The sequence below is a fragment of the Billgrantia sp. NRB1 genome, from assembly GCF_056921725.1.
Window position 1 is genome coordinate 1,897,241 of the sequence record NZ_CM167783.1, and the last position, 19,299, is coordinate 1,916,539.

Genomic DNA, 19,299 nt, shown 5'->3' on the forward strand with positions numbered 1-19,299 from the left:
GGCGAAGAACCAAACATTGATAGGGCATTCTCACCCGGTCGACCTTCAGCCGGCCGGGCGTCTTTCGTCTATGCTGACAGACTCCCCCCTACGCGAACCCCCGTGACAAGGAGCCTGTCCCATGAGCCTCCCCCTGATTCCCTTGCGTCGCCGCCGGCTGGCCCCGGTCGTCGCCGCACTGCTGTTCGGCCTGCCCCTCGCCGCCCAGGCCGAGGTGGCCTTCGATTACGACATGCCGGAGATCGCCCCCGAGGTGGCCTCCGACTACACCGAGAAGCCCGGCTGGGCCACCGAGCGCTTCGCCGTGGCCGCCGCCAACCCGCTGGCCACCGATGCCGGCTACCAGGTGCTCCGCTCCGGTGGCTCCGCCGTGGATGCCGCCATCGCCGTGCAGATGGTGCTCACTCTGGTCGAGCCCCAGTCCAGCGGTATCGGCGGGGGCGCCTTCCTGATGCACTTCGACGGCGACCGCGTGGCGGCCTTCGACGGCCGCGAGACGGCGCCCAGCGCCGTGGACGGCAGCCTCTTTCTGGACGACAGCGGCGAACCGCTGGCCTTCATGGACGCCGCGGCCAGCGGGCTCTCGGTGGGCGTGCCGGGCACCGTGCGCATGCTTGAGCTGGCCCACGCCGAGCATGGCCAGCTCCCCTGGGCGCAGCTGTTCGCCCCGGCCATCGCCCTGGCCGAGCAGGGCTTCCCGGTCAGCCACCGGTTGGCCACCAGCCTGGCCGAGGAGCAGCCCCTGCGCGACGACCCGCTGGGGGGCGCCTTCTACTACCCGGACGGCGAACCCCTGGCGGTGGGCCATGCGCTCGAGAATCCGGCCCTCGCGGCCATCCTGCGCGAGATCGCCGCACACGGCAGTGCCGCCCTGCACGAAGGCGCCATCGCCGAGGATCTGGTGGCCCGGGTGCAGGGGCATCACACCCGGCCCGGGTCGCTGAGCCTGGACGACCTGGCCGGTTACGAAGCGAAGCAGCGCGAGCCCCTGTGCGGCGACTGGCAGGCCTATACCCTGTGCGGCTTCCCGCCGCCCTCGTCGGGGCAGCTGACCATCATGCAGATCCTCGGCATTCTCGAGCATCTGCCGCCCCTGGAGACGCCGCTGGACGACGGCCTCCCCAGCGAGGCGTGGCTGCACCGTTTCCTGGAGGCCTCACGGCTCGCCTTCGCCGATCGTGGCCTCTACATTGCCGACCCGGACTTCGTCGAGGCCCCGGGGGGCGACTGGGCCGTGCTGTTCGATCCCGACTATCTGGCCAGCCGCGCCGAGCTGATCGGCGACCAGAGCATCGGCAGCGGCAACGCCGAACCCGGCAACCCCGTGGCCATGGCCACTGCCTGGGCGGTGCAGCCCGACCAGCCGGAATACGGCACCAGCCATATCAGCATCATCGACGAGCAGGGCAACGCCGTCGCCATGACCACCACCATCGAGGCGGCCTTCGGGGCGCGCATCCTCGCCGACGGCGGCACGGGGCTTGCCGGTGGCTACCTGCTCAACAATGAGCTCACCGACTTCTCTTTTGCGCCCAACGACGCCGAGGGCACGCCCATCGCCAACCGGGTCGAAGCCGGCAAGCGACCCCGCTCCAGCATGAGCCCCACCTTGGTGTTCGACCGCGACAGCGGCGAGCTGGTGGCGAGCCTCGGCTCCCCGGGCGGGGCGGCGATCATCCACTACACCGCCAAGGCGCTGGTGGCCATGCTCGACTGGGGCCTCGACGCCCAGGAAGCGCTGAACCTGCCCCACGCCATCACCCTGGGCGGGCCGGCCTTCCTGGAGGAGGGGCGTTTCCCCGCCGCGACCCTGGAGGCCCTCGACGCCCGCGGCCATGAGGTCAGCGAACGCGAACTGGTCAGCGGCCTGCAGGCCTTGCAGGTCACCGAGGAGGGCTTCTTCGGCGGCGCCGACCCGCGGCGTGAAGGCGTGGTAATGGGCGACTAGCCACAAGGAGCGAGGCACGAGGAACCTCCTCGTGCCTCGAACCTTGCTCCTCGAACCTCGCTCCTCGAACCTCGAACCTCGAACCTTACTGCCTGAGCCAGTTGCGAAGCTTGACCAGCAGCAGGGCGCCGTCGCTCAGCTCGCGGCGTTCGTCGATCAGCTCCCGAAGCCGATCCGGATAGTCGGTGATGATCGCATCCACCCCCAGGTCGATCATCTCCGACATCCGCGCCTGATCGTTGACCGTCCAGGCGTGCACTTCGTAGCCGAACAGGCGTGCCAGGCGGATCTCGTTGTCGGTGATGCGGTTGTGGCGCAGTCCCAGGGCGTCGAAGCCGCGGCGCTCCAGGGTTCCCGGCATGATCAGCTGGGCCAGCAGGGTCACGCGAAGCTCCGGGTCGCGCTGCTTGATCTCGTCCACTACCCAGGGTGACATCACCGCCAGGCGGCTTTCTCCCGCCACATCGATGTCGCCGCAGTGTGTGGATGAGGCCCCGGCCGGCACCCGCTCATGGCACAGCCGCCGCGACGCCGATTCATGCTCTAGCGCCCGTAGCACCGCCTCTACCAGCTCGACCTCGCCGCCAGGGTCGGGCTTCATGTCGATCATCAGCGCGCTTCTGCCGCGGACCGTGGCCAGGGCCTCTTCGAGAGTCGGGATGCGCTCGCCAATGAAGGCGTCGCCGAACCAGCTGCCCACATCGACCTGGCGCAGCTCATCCAGGGTCAGGTCACGCACGTGGCGCGGATCGCCGGCCAGGCGCTGCAGGCTGCGGTCGTGGTAGAGCACCACCTGGCCGTCGGCGCTGAGCCGCACATCGATCTCCACGTAGTGGGCCTGGTCCACGATGGCCTGTTCCACGGCAGCCAGGGTGTTTTCCGGCGCGACCATGGAACTGCCGCGGTGGGCGATGATGGTCACCTCATCGCGCAGCTCGAAGCTGTTGACGATCCACCACGCCTGGCTTAGGGCGAATAGCACCACCCCCAGTTCCACCCCCCAGGCGAGTCGTCCCGGATGGGCATCCGGCGGCGGCGGGGCAGGGCGCGGCTCCCGGTGCACCAGGCGCAGGTAGAGGCAGGCCGAGAGCAGGGCATTGGCCGCGATGCCCACGAAGGTAATGGCCAGGGTAACCAGCACATAGCCGGAGACATAGCCGAGCATGGCCGGGATCAGCACCGCGTTGCGCTCGGGAAGCCACCACAGCATCGGCGTGAACAGCCGGTCGAAGACCCAGGTCGCCGCAAGGGGCAGGGCAATGATCACCAGCAGCAGCGAGATCACGGCGACCGCCACCTGGCGCTGGCGCCCGCGCGTCAGCTCGCGGCTGCGCCCGAGGGCCCGCCACGGCGAAATGGGCTCCAGGCTGACCAGCGGCAGGGCCAGGATCCAGCGGAAATAGAGGCTGGCCGCGAGATAGGCCCAGCCGGCCACCAGGGGAAGCGCCACGGCCAGGAAATACCACAGCGCCGCCGGGCGCACGCGCTGGACGTAGTAGGGATCCAGCCCGCCCAGGAAGACGCCATACAGCCAGCCCAGCAGCAGCGCCAGGGGCACGATCAGCAGCAGATGCGTGCCGACCTGCAGCACCACCAGCCCCGCCAGGGCCGGCAGACGGCGCAGGGTCTGCCACAGGGCCACGAAAGCGAGTTGGTAGTGGTTGCCCCGGCGGCGGATCGCCACCAGGATCATGCCCGCCTGCTGGGCGTAGAGCACCAGGAAGAAGAGCCCGATGGCCGCCAGCGACCACAGCACGCCGCCGGGGCTCAGCAGCAGGTCGAGCAGGTCGGCGTTGGTGATCACCGGCCGGTCGAAGCGCCCCAGCAGGTGGGTGAGAGTCCAGGCCACCCCCGGCAACAGCAGCAGCGATGCGAGCAGCGTGAAGAACAGGTGGTAAGCCACCAGCGGTCGCAGATGCTCGCGGAGGCTGCGCAGCAGGTCTGCGCTGAGTGAACTCAGCGACAGCATGGCGACATCAACGAAAACAGGATCATGCCTTCAGGGTGGCACCGATCACGCGGCCAGGGCAAGGCGGCGGTTCGGGTGGCCGGCCTTGCCCCGGGGTGGGAAGGCCCGGCTCACCCCTCCATTGGCAGGCGCTGCTCGGCGACCACGATGCCGTTGTTGTCGGCGTAGACCCATTGGCCAGGCGTCAGGGTGACGCCGGCGAAGGTGACGGCGATGTCGCGCTGTCCCTCGCCGCGCTTCTCGCTCTTGCGCGGGTGGGCGCCCAGCGCCTGGACACCCAGATCGGTTTCGGCCAGCACGTCCACATCGCGCACGAAGCCGTACATCACCACCCCGGCCCAGCCGTTGTCCACGGCTTGCTCGGCGAGCATGTCGCCGAGCATCGCACAGCGGCTCGAGCCGCCGGCATCTACCACCAGCACGGCTCCCTCGCCGGGCTCGGCCACCGCCTGCTTGACCAGGGAGTTGTCCTCGAAGCATTTGACGGTGCGTACCGGACCGCAGAACGCCTCGCGTCCACCAAAGTTGACGAAGATCGGGTCCAGCACCTGAACCTCGGGGTGGGCATCGCAGATGTCGGGGGTGATGATGGTGCTCATCGCAGGCTCCTTGCTAAGCGGGGGAATGTTCCACCCGAGATGATGCCACAGCCGGCGTGGCGATAAAGACGGCTTTGGTGGTGGAGTCAGTCGGCGCTGTACACCCTGTTGCGGCCGCGCTGCTTGGCGCGATACATCGACTGGTCGGCGCGCCTGACCAGCGTCTTGACCGTGTCTTCCGGTCGGTATGCGGCCACTCCGATACTTACCGTGACGCGACCGACCTCCTCGAATGGGCGCTCGGCCACCCCCTGGCGCAGCCGCTCGGCGAGCTCCTCGGCGCCACGGGCCGTGGTGCCGGTCGCCAGCACCACGAACTCCTCGCCGCCCCAGCGGCCCAGGCGGTCGGGCTCGCGAAGCATGGCATCCATCCGAGACACCAGCGTCATCAGCACCTTGTCGCCGATCTCGTGGCCGAAATCGTCATTCACGGCCTTGAAGTGATCGACATCCAGCAGGAGCAGGGCGCAGTCCCGATCGTAGCGGCTCGCGGAGGCGATCTCGTTTTCGAGGGCCTGCTCGATATGGTAGCGGTTCCACACCCCGGTGAGGCTGTCTCGCGAAGCGAGATGCTCCAGGCGCTCGTTGACCTGGCGAAGGCGGGCGTTGAGGAGTTGGATCTCGTGGCTGGCAATCAGCGCCGCCAGGTTTTCGGCGAGGTCCCGGGCGGCGCGACGTTCGCTGCGGCGCCAGATGCGACTGTGGTCACGAATCTTCTCCTGCCATTCGGCGAAGGAGCGGCGTGGCGCCAGCATGCTGCGAGTCCCCTGCGTCTCGATCTGCTTGTGCGGCGCCCCGGCCCATCGACGGGTCTCGATCTCCTCGTTGCGAAACAGCAGCAGCCAGCTAGGCTGCGAGGTGTCGATGGGCAGCGGAATGGCCAGCAGTCCGCTGCTGGGGCCGCGCCAGGGCCCCAGCGGCGTGTCTCTCAGGCAGTGGCTGTACCAGGGGCTCGGCGCCCGGGGGCTCAGCCACGCCACCATGGCGTCCAGCGATGGCGTGCTCGGCACGGTGCCGCATCTGCCCCGCTGCTCGCGATGCACGAGCGCCATGCCGTCAGCGGCGAACAGCGCCAGCCACTCCTCGCCGCGCTGGGCCACGATCAGGCTCGGATCGACCCAGTGCTCGTGGGACTGGTGCAGCAGTTCGCGGCTGACCTGTACCTTCTGCATGAGCTGGGTCTCGGCCTTGGCGCGCAGCAGCCTCAGCTGGGGAACGCTGATCTGCACCAGTGCCCGCGCCGCGTCGCGGACCGTCGGGGAGAGGCGAAGGGGCGTGGCCAGGGCATGGCAGCTCAGCAGCCCGCCCAGGCGCTCCTCGTCGTCGTGAAGCGCCACAGAGAGGGCGCTGGCGACGCCCATGTTGGCGAGATACGCCTGGTGGATCGGCGACACGGCGCGCAGCACCCCGAGCGATAGATCGAGCGGGGCGGCATCGACGGGGTCGTTGTCGGGCACCAGTGGGACGGCGGTGGCGGCGGCATCGGGAATACTGCGCAGGCAGTTGCGGTCATACAGCGCGCGTACCTGGGAGGGAATGTCGCTGGCGGGGAAATGGTGGCCCAGGAAGCTACCGATGCCAGGGCCGCGACTCTCGGCGGTGACGCTGCCGTTCCAGCGCTCGTCAAAGCGGTAGATCAGTACCCGGTCGAAGCCCGTGAGATCGCGCACTTCTTCCACCAGCCACGCCAGCAGCTGGCCGGGAGTGGCCGCTTCCCGTACCGTGGCAAGCCAGCGATTGAGTCCCGACAGCAGCTGGGAGGCATCCTCGGTGGGCAGCGGCTCCAGCTCGACCACCACGCGGGTGCCGCTGCGATAGGGAATGACCTGGAAGCGCAGCGCGTCGGGGCCCAGGTGTGCTGTCATGGCGCCGGGGACTTCGCTGCGCTGATCGAGTTCGCGGAGGATGCGCTCGACCAGGGCGCCGCCCAGCAGCGTGGCGGGCGAGGCGCGCAGGGCCTGCTCGACCGGAATGCCCAGCAGGGCTTCCAGGTTGGCGCTGACCTGGCGCACCCTGGTGAGCTCGGCATCGAAGCTGATCAGTCCGCCGTTCGGCTGGATGGCACCGGGGATATGGACGGGCTCCGCTGCGCAGTTACGCAGCGCCTCGCTGAGTTCGGCCTCGCGGTCGTCTGGATCGTGTGGGAGGTTCACGCGCTACGAGGCCTCGTGGTAGGGGAGTGGGAGGGACCGGGGGCTGGACACGGCGAGTCGCCTTACCCTAACAGAAAGCTGTCATGAAAGAGTATGAGCCCATGGTAATTGGCACTGAGCGCCGCACTGGGGCCGGCGACCCCGCTTGCCTTCTTCTCGGCGTCCGAGCCCGAGTACCACTGGGGGCGTTTTCTGGCCTTCGCCGAGCGTCGCTGCCCTCCCGGCCAGGTGGCGGTGGCGATAGCGGCCGCCCGGGCCGCCTTCGCGGACTACCTGGCGGCGCTGGAGAGCGCCGAACCGGCATCTTTGTCCATGTAGTAGCGGGCTACTACCCGCTGTCATTGTGACTGTGTGACGCTTGTTCTCGGGCACAACAAGCGAGGAGACCCGACATGAACAAGAAGATTCTCATGATCACCGGCGACTACACCGAAGACTATGAAACCATGGTGCCGTTTCAGGCGCTGCAGGCGTTCGGCCACCTGGTGCATGGCGTCTGCCCCGACAAGCAGGCGGGGGATAGCGTCGCCACCGCCATCCACGATTTCGAGGGCGACCAGACCTATACGGAAAAGCCCGGCCACCGCTTCACCCTCAATGCGACCTTTCGCGAGGTGAGGCCGGATGACTACGATGCGCTGGTGATACCCGGTGGCCGTGCGCCGGAGTACCTGCGCCTGAATCCGGACGTGGTGGCCATGGTGCAGCACTTTTTCACCGCGAATAAGCCGGTGGCCGCCATTTGCCATGGTGCTCAGCTGTTGGCGGCTGCTAAGGTGCTGGAAGGGCGACGCTGCTCGGCCTATCCCGCCTGCCGCCCCGAGGTGGAGCTTGCCGGAGGAGAGTACGCGGATATCCCGGTGGATGCGGCGGTGACCGATGGTAATCTTGTCACCGCCCCGGCCTGGCCCGCCCATCCGGCATGGCTGGCCCAGTTCCAGAAACTCCTGGTGTAAGCGCCCGGTCAGAGCGTCTGGCGAGCCGGCTGGGGGCGAGGCCGTCCGATCACGCTGAGAATGGGGGAGCCGCCATGTGCCAGCTTTTCGTCAATGCCGACCCGCAGCTCTGGAAAAGCACCACCCGTTCCCTGCGAATCGACGGGATGGTGACCAGCCTGCGCATGGAGGCCTACTTCTGGCACCTGCTGGAGGAGATCGCCCGCCGCGACGAGATGAATACCCCGCAGCTGATCACCCAGCTGTACCATGAGTCGATCGATGCCGGCCACGACCTGGGCAATTTCACCTCCTTCCTGCGGGTCTGCGCGTTGCGCTATCTTGCCCTGCAGCTCAGCGGCGAGATACCCGCCGACAGGAGCGTGCCTATCGCCTCCCTCGATGCCGCGCCCATCCTGGCGCGCGAGCAGCTTGGCCGGCGGGCGGCCAGGCACTGAGCCCGGCTAACGTTGATCTGCTACGAAATCCGGCTTTCTTGCGACGCTAGCGCTTGCCATTTCTCCCGTTACCGACCGGCCGCCAGGCCTGGGGTACCCCCAAACCAAAAAAAGCGCCCCGCGAGCGGGGCGCTTTGGTCATCGGCTCTGGCCGCCGCGGGCGGCGGCCGTCGATGTTGCGAGCATCGGAGTCGAAAACGAATTCCGGAGCGAAAGCCTATCAGCTTTCCTGGGCGACCGGAATCACATTCGAGGCCGCTTTCTGGAATTCCTCGATCTCATGGAAGTTCATGTAGCGGTAGATCTCGCCGGCCATGGCGTCGAACTCGCCCATGTAGCGCTGGTACTCCTCGACGGTCGGCAGGCGACCCTCCACCGCGGCCACGGCCGCCAGTTCCGCTGAGGCGAGGTAGACGTTGGCGCCGTCGCCCAGGCGGTTCGGGAAGTTGCGGGTGGAGGTGGAGACCACGGTGCTCTTGGCGGCGACGCGGGCCTGGTTACCCATGCAAAGCGAGCAGCCCGGCATCTCCATGCGCGCCCCGGCGCGGCCGTAGATGCCGTAGTAGCCCTCTTCGGTGAGCTGGTGCTGGTCCATCTTGGTGGGCGGGGCCAGCCACAGGCGGGTCTTCAGGCTGCCGGCCGGCTGCTTCTCGAGCAGCTTGCCCGCGGCGCGGAAGTGACCGATGTTGGTCATGCACGAGCCGATGAACACCTCGTCGATGGTCTCGCCGGCCACCTCGGAGAGCAGGCGGGCGTCGTCCGGGTCGTTCGGGGCGCACAGCACCGGCTCCTTGATCTCGTCCAGGTCGATCTCGATGACCTCGGCGTACTCGGCATCCTTGTCGGCGCGCATCAGGCTCGGGCTGGCCAGCCACTCCTCCATGCCCTGGATGCGGCGCTCGATGGTGCGGCGGTCGCCGTAGCCGTTGGCGATCATCCACTTGAGCAGGGTGATGTTGGACTTCAGGTACTCGGCGACGCTCTCTTCACCCAGGGTGATGGTGCAGCCGGCGGCGCTGCGCTCGGCGGAGGCGTCGGAGAGTTCGAAGGCCTGCTCCACGGTGAGGTCCTCGAGGCCCTCGATCTCCAGCACCCGGCCGGAGAAGGCGTTCTTCTTGCCGGACTTCTCGACGGTGAGCAGGCCCTGCTGGATGGCGTAGTAGGGGATGGCGTGAACCAGGTCACGCAGGGTGACGCCCGGCTGACGCTTGCCCTTGAAGCGCACCAGCACCGATTCCGGCATGTCCAGCGGCATCACGCCGGTGGCGGCGGCGAAGGCCACCAGGCCGGAGCCGGCCGGGAAGGAGATGCCCAGCGGGAAGCGGGTGTGGGAGTCGCCGCCGGTGCCCACGGTATCGGGCAGCAGCATGCGGTTCAGCCAGCTGTGGATGATGCCGTCGCCCGGACGCAGGGAAACGCCGCCGCGGTTCATGATGAAGTCGGGCAGGGTGTGGTGGGTGTCCACGTCGACCGGCTTCGGATAGGCCGCGGTGTGGCAGAAGGACTGCATCACCAGGTCGGCCTGGAAGCCGAGGCAGGCCAGGTCCTTGAGCTCGTCGCGGGTCATCGGCCCGGTGGTGTCCTGGGAGCCCACGGTGGTCATCTTCGGCTCGCAGTACATGCCCGGACGCACGCCCTCGAGGCCGCACGCCTTGCCGACCATTTTCTGGGCCAGGGTGAAGCCCTTGCCGGTGTCGGCGGGCTGCTCGGGCAGGCGGAAGACGTCGGAGGGCTCAAGGCCCAGCGACTCGCGCGCCTTGGCAGTCAGGCCGCGGCCGATGATCAGCGGGATGCGGCCGCCGGCGCGCACCTCGTCGAGGATCAGCTGGGTCTTGAGTTCGAAGGTGGTGAGCACCTCGTCGGTGCCGTGCTTGCACACCTTGCCCTCATAGGGGTAGATGTCGATGACGTCGCCCATCTCGAGCTTCTCGACATCCATCTCAACCGGCAGGGCGCCGGAGTCTTCCATGGTGTTGAAGAAGATCGGAGCGATCTTTCCGCCGAAGCAGAAGCCGCCTGCGCGCTTGTTGGGCACGTTGGGGATGTCGTCGCCGAAGAACCACAGCACCGAGTTGGTGGCGGACTTGCGTGAGGAGCCGGTGCCCACCACGTCGCCCACGTAGGCGACCGGGAAGCCTTTGGCCTTCACGTCTTCGATCTGCTTGAGCGGGCCGACGCTGCCCGGCTGCTCCGGCTCGATGCCCTCGCGCTCGTTCTTGAGCATGGCGCGGGCGTGCAGCGGGATGTCGGGGCGTGACCAGGCGTCCGGGGCGGGGGAGAGGTCGTCGGTGTTGGTTTCGCCCGGCACCTTGAATACGGTCAGGGTGATCTTCTCTTCCAGGGCGGGCTTTTCCAGGAACCACTCCGCGTCGGCCCAGGACTGGATGACGTCCTTGGCCACGGCGTTGCCGGCCTTGGCGCGCTCTTCCACGTCGTGGAAGGCGTCGAACATCAGCAGGGTGTGCTTGAGCTGCTCGCCCACTTCCTTGGCAAGCTCAGCGTCATCGAGCAGCTCGACCAGGGAGACGATGTTGTACCCGCCCTGCATGGTGCCCAGCAGCTTCACGGCGTGCACCTTGTCGATCAGCGGAGAGCTGGTCTCGCCCTTGGCCACGGCGGTCAGGAAGCCGGCCTTGACGTAGGCGGCCTCGTCGACCCCCGGGGGCACGCGGTTGGTCAGCAGGTCGAGGATGAACTCCTCTTCGCCGGCGGGTGGGCTCTTGAGCAGCTCGACCAGTGCGGCGACCTGTTCGGCGTTCAGGGGCTTCGGCGGGACGCCCTCGGCGGCGCGTTCTTCGACATGTTGGCGATAGGCTTCAAGCACGTTGGGGCCCTCATCTGTTGTGGTGGTCAAAGCGGCGCATCTGGCGAGATCGTCGCCGAAATGCACGCCCTGACAGGAGAAACGGTCTTGGCAAGCAGCGTGCCGCTGGGTGGCGTGATTCTACGGTAAACTGTCGACAATGTTAAGCTGAGGCCCGTGGTTGCCGCCTTGAACTTTGGTCGGCGGCGCTGAAAAGCGGCGACACGGAGGGTGTGATCGAGCGCCCCGCGCGGTACCATGATGTCCTCGAACGAGAGTATGAATATGTCTGCCAAAATCGTGTCACCCTGCGTGGGGGTCTGCTCCACCGCACTGGGCGACAGCGTCTGCCGGGGGTGTCAGCGCAGCGACACCGAGATCACCGACTGGCTGGCCTTCGATGAGCCTGAGCGGGCCTCGCGCATGGTCGAGCTCGACTCCCTGCGCGAGGCGGTGGTCGGCGAATGGCTGGCGGTGACGGACCCCGAGCGATTGAACGCCCAGATCGAGCGCCATCGCGTCCGCGTGCGCCCCGAGCAGCCGCCCTTGTCCCGGGCGGTGGAGCTGCTGCGGGTCGGGCGCGAACGCATCCGTGACCTGTCGCGCTACGGCCTGGCGGCCCGCGGGCCGGGAGAGGGGCTGGATGCCGCCGCCCTGCATGCCGGCCTGAGCCAGGCCCTGTGCGCCGCCGCCGAGTCGCGCCGCCAGGCGCAGGCGCCCCCGACCGACACCCCGACAAGCGCTGGAGCCGCCATGCAAGAGCCCCTCCTATCTGCCGAGCCGGGCAGTTCCGTCGAGGCGCTGCTGCCGCCCGGTATGCTCGACTTCCTGGGCTGCCGCACCCCGGATGCCTGGATCGGCTGGGCGCTGGACAACCCCGAACTGCTGCTGATCGATCACGCTCAGTGCGAGAAGAAGGCGGCCTCCACCGCCATGAGCCTGCTCTATCGCTACGTGGACCAGCCGCTGCTGCTGACCAAGATGTCGCAGCTCGCCCGCGAGGAGCTGCTGCACTTCGAGCAGGTGGTCAAGCTGATGGAGAGCCGCGGCATTCGCTACCGGCATCTCAGCGCTTCACGCTATGCCGAGGGGCTCAGGCGCCACGTAAGGCCTAAAGATCCTGAGCGCCTGGTCGATATCCTGATCATCGGCGCCTTGATCGAGGCGCGCAGCTGCGAACGCTTCGCGCGGCTGATTCCGCACCTGGATGCTGAACTTGCCAAGTTCTATCGCAGTCTGGTTAAGTCGGAAGGGCGTCATTACGAGGACTACCTGATGCTGGCCCGTCAGCAGGCCCCGGCCGCCATCGACGAGCGGGTGGCCTTCTTCGCCGAATGCGAGGCAGAGCTGATAGTCACGCCGGATACGGCGTTTCGTTTCCATAGTGGCGTGCCGGCCTGAGGCCGCCGCTTGCCATGCAGGACTCCAACATGCAGGACGCTTGCGACGACGTGCAACACCGTGATGTGGATCAGCTGGCGCTGTTCGGCCACTTCTCGCTGACCCTGGGCGATGACGTCCTGACCCAGTTCAGCTACGACAAGGTCAAGGCGCTGCTGGTCTATCTACTGCTGCATAGCCAGCCGGTCAATCGGGCCAGCCTGGCCGAACTGTTGTGGCCGGACCAGGGGCTCTCTTCCGGGCGCACCAACCTGCGCCACGCCTTGCACTGCCTGCGCCAGTCGCTGGGCGAGGAGGCCGAGCGGGTGCTGGTGGTATCGCGCCAGACCATCGCCTTTCGCCTCCCCGAGGCCTGGCGCTTCGACCTCCACGAGCTGCAGCGGCTGCTCGAGGGGTCCCAGGATGTCGCTACCCTGGAGCGGCTGCTGGAGCGCTATCGTGGGGATCTGGTCGAGGAGCTGCAGCTGCCGGCCTGCACCGAGTTCCAACGCTGGCTGGTGCAGCTGCGCAACGAGTGGCGCCAGCGGGTGATCCGCTTCGCCGAAGGGGTGCTGGAGCGCCACGACGATGTTCCCGACGCGCTGCTCCAGGCGCTGGTCAGCCGCTTCTCCGGCTATGGCCCCTTCCACGAGCGGCTGGTGCGCCAGCTCGCCGACCAGGGCCAGCTGGCCGCTGCCCACGAGCAGTACAATGCCTATCTGCAGCTGCTGGCCCTATCCGGTCAGCAGCCCGAGCCGGCCTTCCTGCAGCTGGCCCGCTACTGGTCCGACGGCAAGCCGGACCTGCAGGGGCTGTCGCCCCAGGGCGCCTTCTCCCGGGCCCTGGCCGCTGACAGCACGCCCCTGCGCGAAGACGAGATCGAGCAGCGCCAGCTCTCGGTGATGGCCATTCGCCTGCGCCTCAAGGGCGAGCTCTCCGCCCGCGACGAGACCCGCGCCAGCCTGGCCCTGCAGATCGAACTGATGCGCTGGCTGGAGCAACAGTGCCACCACCTGGGCGGCTTCTGGCTCCCCGGCGCCACCGGCGGGCTGGGGCTGGCCTGTTTCGGCACCCACGGCCCGGCCCATCAGCTGGCCGAGCTGGTCGCCCTCTACGAACACTGCCGCCGCGTGCTGCCCGACGAGATCGCCCGCCACTGGAGCGGCGAGGACGAGCCGCCGCGTATCGAACTGGCCGCCGGTCTCAATAGCGGCCGGGTGGTCTATCTTCCCGAGCGTCAGCTGGTCGACCCGCTGGGGCAGGTCACCCAGGGCTCGCTGGAACTCATGAGCGCCGCCGAGGGCAGCGAGCTGGTGATCTCCCAGGAGGCCAGCCAGCACATGCCGCCGGCGCTGGACCTGCAGCCGCGGCTGGCCTCGCGGCTGGTGGCCAGCGACGGCCGGGTGCGGCTGCGCGCCTTGGTGCTGGGGCACAACGAGGGCGGGCGTGACGCCATGCCGCCCAGCCTGGTCGGCCGCGAGGCGTCGCTGCGCATCCTGCGCGACGCCCTGGCCCGTGCCGGCATCGGCCTGCGTCAGAGCGTGCTGGTACGCGGCGCCTCGGGCATGGGTAAGTCGGCGCTGATGGTCGGCTTCCGCCAGCTCGAGCTGAGTCGGGACGCCTCCATCTGCTGGCAGCCCACCACTCGCCTGTCGGTACTCGAACCCTATGGCGTGGCGCGCACCCTGCTGCGCTGGCGGCTGGAAGGGGAGCTCGACGCCGAGGCGCTGGCCGACCTGCTCGCCGAGCAGGCGGAGATGCGCCTTGACGACGACCAGCGAGCGCTGCTGGAAGAGGCCCTGGGGGTGCGCGAGTCCCCCGAGGGGGCGCGACTGGCCAAGAGCGGCGAGGCCGCCGAGCTGGTGGTGGCGCTGCTGTGCCGGGTCATCGAGCGCCAGGCCGCCGAGCGCACCCTGGTGCTGATGATCGACGACCTGCAGTGGCTCGACGAGCCCTCCTTCCGGGTGCTGGCGGGCCTCCAGGCGCGTCTGCCCATCAACTGCGCTTTCCTGCTGGTGGCCAGCCACCATGGCCGCGAAGCGCTGCCCAGCCGGCTGCACTGGGACCAGCAGGTCACCCTCGGCCACCTGGATGCCATGCAGTCCTCGCGGCTGCTCTCCCAGCTGGCGCGCCGCTATCGCCTGCACCTCAGCCCCCGCCTGCGTGGGCAGATCATCGAGCGCTGCGACGGCGTGCCGCTCTACATGCAGGAGATCTGCCGGCGCCTGGAGATGGACCGCCGCGAAGGGCGCAGCGTGCACCTCGACGAGCTGCCCCGCGGCCTGTTGGGCCTGCTCGCCAGCCGCATCGACCAGCTCGACGGCGACCGCGAGGTCGCCCATGTGGCGGCGGTGCTGGGGCGTCGCTTCCGGCTCGACTTTCTCACCGAGTGCAGCGGCTGGGAGCTGCCGCGGCTCAACCGCGCCCTGGAGCAGATGCGCCGCCTGGAGATCATCGAGCCGGTGGGCGCTGAGGAGGGCGGTCGCGAGTACCAGTTCAGCCATCAGCTGCTGCAGGAGGCCGCCTATCTCTCCTGTCCCCGCGACGTGCGGGTGCGTATCCATCGCCAGGTGGTCAGCCTCATCGAGGAGCGCTTCCCGATGTGGATCGGTCGGCATCCCGGCGACTTTGCCACCCACCTGCGGCGCAGCGGCCACTACGCCCGCGGCGCCCGCTACTTCGAGCTGGCGGCGCGGGAAGCGCTCAAGGTCAGCGCCAACCGCACCGCGCTGAAGATGGCCGACTTCGGGCTGGCCAGTCTGCGCCACGTGGAGGAGCAGGCCGAACGTGAGATCAGCCTGCTGACCGTGCGCGGCCAGGCCGCCTTCGCCCTGGAGGGCCACGGCTCGCCCACCGCCCACGAGAGCTTCGTGCGCGCCCGCGAGCTGCTGGTCACCCTGGAGAGCTGCAGCGGCGATGAGAGCGACGACCTGGAGCAGGCCTTCCTGGTCAAGTGGGGCCTGTGGGTGGGCTGCAGCCAGCGTCACGCCCACGCCGACGCCTTCTCGCTGGCCGCCCGGCTGGCCGACATCGCCAGCCGGCTCGACGACCCGCGCTACCGGCGGCTGGCCGACTACGCCCGGGCCAACTGCGAATACTGGGCGGGGCGCATCAGCCAGGCCTACGAGCACCTCGACGAGATCAACCCCCTCGAGCAGCCGATGACCATCGAGTGGCTGCCGTTCTCCGAGCATCCCCAGGTGGCCGCCGCCTGCTTCCAGGGCTGGGCGCTCTGCCTGCGCGGCGACTACCGCCGCGCCGAGCAGCAGGTGGAGTCGGCAATTCGCCTGGCCGAGCGCATCGGCCACCCCGGGTCGCTGGCCATGGCGCTGCTGTTCGCCGCCGCGCTCTACCGGCAGCTGGGGCATGTGCACCTCGCCGCGCGGCGCGCCGAGCAGGCGGTGGCGCTGACCGAGACCCCGGACCTGCACCTCTGGCAGGTCTCCGCCCAGGGCGTGCTCGGCTGGCGCCGGGCGCTCTCCGGGGACCGCGACGGCCTGGAGAAGATCGAAGTGGCGCTGGAGGAGCTCAGCGAGATCACCGGGCGGGATCGCTACCACCGCCCCGCGCTGTGGTACAGCGACGCCTGCATGGCGCTGGGCCAGCTGGTCCACGCCGAGGACTACTTGGATCAGTGCCTGATGATCGCCCGCGAGCGCAGCACCCTGTTCGTGCCCGAGCTGGCGCTGCAGCTGGCCACGGTGCGCCACCGCCTGGGGCATCCGCGCCACGAGGTGCGCCTGCTGGTGGAGCAGGCCCTGACGTTCGCCCGCCAGCACGAGAATCGCCATCAGCAGCTGTGTGCCCTGGAGGCCTGGTTGACCCTGGTCGACAGCCACGATGCTGCGGCGCGGGACGCCTTCCGCACCCTCCTCGGCGAGGTGAGCCACAGCGACGCCCCGGTGCTGGTGCGCTGGCACACCCTGCTCGACCGTCGCCTGCCGCGTCCCGCCGATATCGAAGGCTGAGCCCGTTCAGCCCTGTCCGTGCGGCCGCCCCCTGCGTTGGGGGCGGCCGCTTGGGCGTGGCTGAGTGGGGTGGCCCGGTGCGGCGAGGCCCCCTCAGATCAGGTGGCGAGCTCCAGGGCGGCGATGCGCGAGAGCGCCTGGTCGCGGTGCTCGCCGCACAGCGCGCGCTCGAAGGTGAAGGCCGCGCATACCGCCGGGCGGCGCGGGTCGCCGAACAGCCGGCAGAGATTGGCGTCGTCCAGCTGCACGCAGCGCTCGCCGGCCGGCTTGCCCTGGGGCATGCCGGGAATCGGCGAGCTGATCGAGGGGGCGATGCAGCAGGCCCCGCAGCCCGGGCGGCAGTCCTCGCTCACGGCGTTGCTTCCGCGATGGCGCCCTTGTCGACGCCCTCGAAGGCCTGTACCCGGGTAGCATGCCCGGTCTCGGCGGCGATCCCTTCGGCTAGCCAGCGGGCGATATGCTCCACGGTGGTGGGGCTCGGCAGCGTATGGCAGCGGCTGGCCGGCAGGCGCAGGAAGAAGCGGCCCTGGGCGGAGCGGTAGCGGGTGGTGAGCCGGGGCGGGAAGCTCGGCTCCGTTTCCGCCACGATATCCGCGGCATCCACCAGGTAGGTATCCGCCAGGCGCTCGGCCCAGTCGGCCTCCAGCTCGGGCATGCGCACTCCGCCCTGCCAGATATGCAGGCGCGATCGGTGGCCGTGGGCGATGCGCTGGCAGTTGCCGACATGGCGGCGCAGCCCGTGGCTGTAGGTGTAGGCGGCGCCGTCGATCGCCTCGTCGCGCAGCGTCAGGCGAATGGCCTCGACCCGCTCGGGAGGCTGGCGGCTCAGGGTCTCGCCGAGGTGCCCAGCCAGGCGCTGCGGGGTGATCGCCTCCCAGGGCAGCAGGGTGAAGGCCTGGCGCGGGGCGCGGATCTCCATGGCGTAGGGCTGGGTAGTGCGCACGCAGAGCCCTTCGGCGCAGTCGCTGACGGTGAGCCCCGGCGCTCGGATGGGAATCAGCAGGGTATGATCGGCGCCGGCGTCCAGGCGCGACTTGATCCAGGGCTTCACCTCGCCGAAATCGAACAGCATGCCGTCCTCGCCCAGCTCGCCGTCGAGCTCGGCGTCGACCAGCCAGCTGGCGCCGATCAGCCCGCGGCGGGGGCACCACAGCGAGACATCCAGCTGGGTCAGGCGATTGACGAATAGCGTCATCAGTCGATCCCCGCGATCTTGTGGGTCTGCAGCGACAGTCGCCACTGGGGGTGAGCCAGGCAGTAGGCCACGGTCTCGGCCATGCGGGCGCCGGGCTCGCCCAGCGGGCCGGTGTCCATGGGCTGCAGGAAGAAGTGGGCGAAGTCGAGCCCGGCGAAGCGCGCCGGCGGCGCTTCGGCCTGGGGATAGACCAGCTTGAGTTCGTCGCCGGCGGTGATGGTAAGCTCGCTGGCGCCCTTGGGGCTGACGCATAGCCAATCAATGCCGGGGGGCGCGGGCAGGGTGCCGTTGGTCTCCACGGCCACCTCGAAGCCCCGGGCGTGCATGGCGCGGATTAGCGTCTCGTCGAGCTGCAGCAGCGGCTCGCCGCCGGTGAACACCACATAGGGAGTCGCCACGCCGTCCTGGTCGGGCCACAGCGCCGTGAGATGGTCGGCCAGCGCCTCGGCGGTGGCGAAGCGCCCGCCGTTCTGGCCGTCGGTGCCGACGAAGTCGGTATCGCAGAAGGTGCAGGCCGCCGAGGCGCGGTCCTGCTCGCGGCCCGACCAGAGGTTGCAGCCGGTGAAGCGGCAGAACACGCTGGCGCGTCCCGCCTGGCCGCCTTCCCCCTGCAGGGTGTAGAAGGCCTCCTTGACGTGGTACATCAGCGCTCTCCCGCGGGGGTGTCGGCGGTATCCACGGCGGCCCGCCGGGCATAGCCGATGGGGTCGACGGCGCCGTTGGCGGCGAAGGCCGCCAGGCGCTCGCGACAGCTGCCGCAGCGGCCGCAGGCCAGGGCCTCGCCCAGGTAGCAGGTCCAGGTGTCGGCGTAGTCCAGCCCCATGGCCAGGCCGTCGGCGAGGATCTCGGCCTTGCTGGCACGCAGGTAGGGGGCGTGGAGCTCGACGGACTCAAAGTTGGCGATGCCGGCCACGGCATTCATCGCCTCGACGAACTCGGGGCGGCAGTCCGGGTAGAGCACATGGTCGCCACCGTGGGCGCCATAGTCGACCCGGTCGGCGCCGATGTTCACCGCCTTGGCGATGGCCAGTGACAGCAGGATCATATTGCGGTTGGGCACCACCGTGGCAGTGAGATTGTCCTCGGCGTAGTCGCCGTCGGGCATCTCGCGGCTGGCGTCGGTCAGCGCCGAGTTGTCGATAAGCCCGTGGATGGCGCGAATGTCCACCACCTGGTGGGGCACGCCCAGCTCGCGACAGACCCGGGCGGCCACCTCGAGTTCGCGGGCGTGGCGCTGGCCGTAGTCGAAGGAGAGGGCGTGGACCTCGCGGCCCTCGCGCAGGGCGCGGTGCAGCACGGTGAAGGAGTCCATGCCGCCGGAGTAGATCACCACGGTGGCGCGGCCGGCCGCCGGGTCGGGAGTTGTTACTGTCATGGGGTAGCTCGTGTCGGAGAATTTGGAAAGGCCGGGGTCCGGTCCGGCAGGGGCCATATTCTACTTGACCGGAAAGACAAGTGCACGGCTGGTCAAGGGCTCGCTATAGCCGCTGGGAGCCCTTCGGGCTCCATTCGCCGGGCAGAGCCCAGCTCCCACAAAGGTCGGGGTGGCGCCATCTTCCATTGTGGGAGGCCGATTCATCGGGCGAACCGTCGCGTAGCGGCGGCAATAAAGGGGTGCCTGCGGCACCTTCCATAGCAGCCATTGGCGCTCGGCGCTGCTATACTAGTCCCCCTTCATTTTTGGTTCATCGCAGACTGGCGTGAACTGGCTTTGTGGGAGGGAGCTTTCAGCTCGCGAAGTAGCGCGCAGCGCTACCCATGGGGCGCCTACGGCGCCTTCGTCGAAGCGTCGCCGCCGTCAGAGTCGAGACGTCGAACCGCGGCCTCCCACCAATAAACCTGCCAGACATGTTCACGCTAAAGTGCGAAGAACCTCATTTTTCAGCGCCCC

General features: G+C 68.8%; 14 protein-coding genes and 1 pseudogene. 7 read left to right on the plus strand and 8 right to left on the minus strand.

Annotated features, from left to right (window positions below; translation table 11 throughout):
- Positions 1-121 precede the first annotated feature (121 nt).
- Complete coding sequence (gene ggt, locus ACZIYR_RS08620) at positions 122-1,948, plus strand: gamma-glutamyltransferase (RefSeq protein ID WP_483528901.1); 1,827 nt, start codon at positions 122-124, stop codon at positions 1,946-1,948.
- Positions 1,949-2,033: 85 nt separating this feature from the next.
- Here the strand turns inward: ggt and ACZIYR_RS08625 are convergent, their stop codons facing one another.
- From ACZIYR_RS08625 to ACZIYR_RS08635, 3 genes are all read right to left on the minus strand, one after another.
- Positions 2,034-3,917, minus strand: a complete 1,884-nt coding sequence (locus tag ACZIYR_RS08625; RefSeq protein ID WP_483528902.1) for a glycerophosphodiester phosphodiesterase family protein — start codon at positions 3,915-3,917, stop codon at positions 2,034-2,036.
- A 110-nt stretch (positions 3,918-4,027) separates the two neighbouring features.
- Positions 4,028-4,516: a ribonuclease E activity regulator RraA gene (rraA, locus tag ACZIYR_RS08630; RefSeq protein WP_483528903.1), complete on the minus strand. Its 489-nt coding sequence runs from the start codon at positions 4,514-4,516 to the stop codon at positions 4,028-4,030.
- Positions 4,517-4,602: 86 nt separating this feature from the next.
- Positions 4,603-6,669 carry a diguanylate cyclase gene (locus tag ACZIYR_RS08635; protein WP_483528904.1) on the minus strand — a complete coding sequence of 689 codons (2,067 nt, stop codon included), beginning with the start codon at positions 6,667-6,669 and terminating at the stop codon, positions 4,603-4,605.
- A gap of 108 nt (positions 6,670-6,777) precedes the next feature.
- On the opposite strand from ACZIYR_RS08635, the gene ACZIYR_RS08640 reads away from it, so the two are divergent.
- From ACZIYR_RS08640 to ACZIYR_RS08650, 3 genes are all read left to right on the plus strand, one after another.
- Positions 6,778-6,987, plus strand: coding sequence for a hypothetical protein (locus tag ACZIYR_RS08640; protein WP_473033362.1), 210 nt, complete (start codon positions 6,778-6,780; stop codon positions 6,985-6,987).
- Positions 6,988-7,061: 74 nt separating this feature from the next.
- Positions 7,062-7,625 carry a DJ-1/PfpI family protein gene (locus tag ACZIYR_RS08645; RefSeq protein WP_473033363.1) on the plus strand — a complete coding sequence of 188 codons (564 nt, stop codon included), beginning with the start codon at positions 7,062-7,064 and terminating at the stop codon, positions 7,623-7,625.
- A gap of 74 nt (positions 7,626-7,699) precedes the next feature.
- Positions 7,700-8,062, plus strand: coding sequence for a ribbon-helix-helix domain-containing protein (locus ACZIYR_RS08650; protein ID WP_483528905.1), 363 nt, complete (start codon positions 7,700-7,702; stop codon positions 8,060-8,062).
- A 220-nt stretch (positions 8,063-8,282) separates the two neighbouring features.
- On the opposite strand, the gene acnB is transcribed toward ACZIYR_RS08650, so the two are convergent.
- A complete protein-coding gene (gene acnB / locus ACZIYR_RS08655; RefSeq protein WP_483528906.1) occupies positions 8,283-10,886 on the minus strand; it encodes a bifunctional aconitate hydratase 2/2-methylisocitrate dehydratase in 2,604 nt (867 codons plus the stop codon).
- A gap of 264 nt (positions 10,887-11,150) precedes the next feature.
- Here acnB and ACZIYR_RS08660 point away from each other — a divergent pair.
- From ACZIYR_RS08660 to ACZIYR_RS08670, 3 genes and pseudogenes are all read left to right on the plus strand, one after another.
- Positions 11,151-11,291, plus strand: a pseudogene (locus tag ACZIYR_RS08660) (DUF1289 domain-containing protein); the annotation flags it as partial.
- 390 nt (positions 11,292-11,681) lie between these two features.
- Positions 11,682-12,266, plus strand: coding sequence for a MiaE family protein (locus ACZIYR_RS08665; RefSeq protein ID WP_473035024.1), 585 nt, complete (start codon positions 11,682-11,684; stop codon positions 12,264-12,266).
- Positions 12,267-12,295: 29 nt separating this feature from the next.
- Entirely contained in the window at positions 12,296-16,213 is a 3,918-nt protein-coding gene (locus ACZIYR_RS08670) for an ATP-binding protein (RefSeq protein ID WP_483528907.1), read from the plus strand.
- 98 nt (positions 16,214-16,311) lie between these two features.
- Here ACZIYR_RS08670 and ACZIYR_RS08675 read toward each other — a convergent pair whose 3' ends face one another.
- The 4 genes from ACZIYR_RS08675 to queC are packed head-to-tail and all read right to left on the minus strand — an operon-like array spanning position 16,312 to position 18,783.
- Positions 16,312-16,566 carry a YkgJ family cysteine cluster protein gene (locus tag ACZIYR_RS08675; protein WP_483528908.1) on the minus strand — a complete coding sequence of 85 codons (255 nt, stop codon included), beginning with the start codon at positions 16,564-16,566 and terminating at the stop codon, positions 16,312-16,314.
- Positions 16,563-17,408 (minus strand): 6-carboxytetrahydropterin synthase, encoded by an 846-nt coding sequence (locus tag ACZIYR_RS08680; protein ID WP_483528909.1) that lies wholly within the window; start codon positions 17,406-17,408, stop codon positions 16,563-16,565. The genes ACZIYR_RS08675 and ACZIYR_RS08680 overlap by 4 nt, the downstream gene beginning before the upstream one ends.
- Complete coding sequence (queE, locus tag ACZIYR_RS08685) at positions 17,408-18,052, minus strand: 7-carboxy-7-deazaguanine synthase (protein ID WP_483528910.1); 645 nt, start codon at positions 18,050-18,052, stop codon at positions 17,408-17,410. The genes ACZIYR_RS08680 and queE overlap by 1 nt, the downstream gene beginning before the upstream one ends.
- Positions 18,052-18,783, minus strand: a complete 732-nt coding sequence (gene queC, locus ACZIYR_RS08690; RefSeq protein ID WP_483528911.1) for a 7-cyano-7-deazaguanine synthase QueC — start codon at positions 18,781-18,783, stop codon at positions 18,052-18,054. Before queC ends, queE begins: the two co-directional genes overlap by 1 nt.
- Positions 18,784-19,299: the final 516 nt, after the last annotated feature.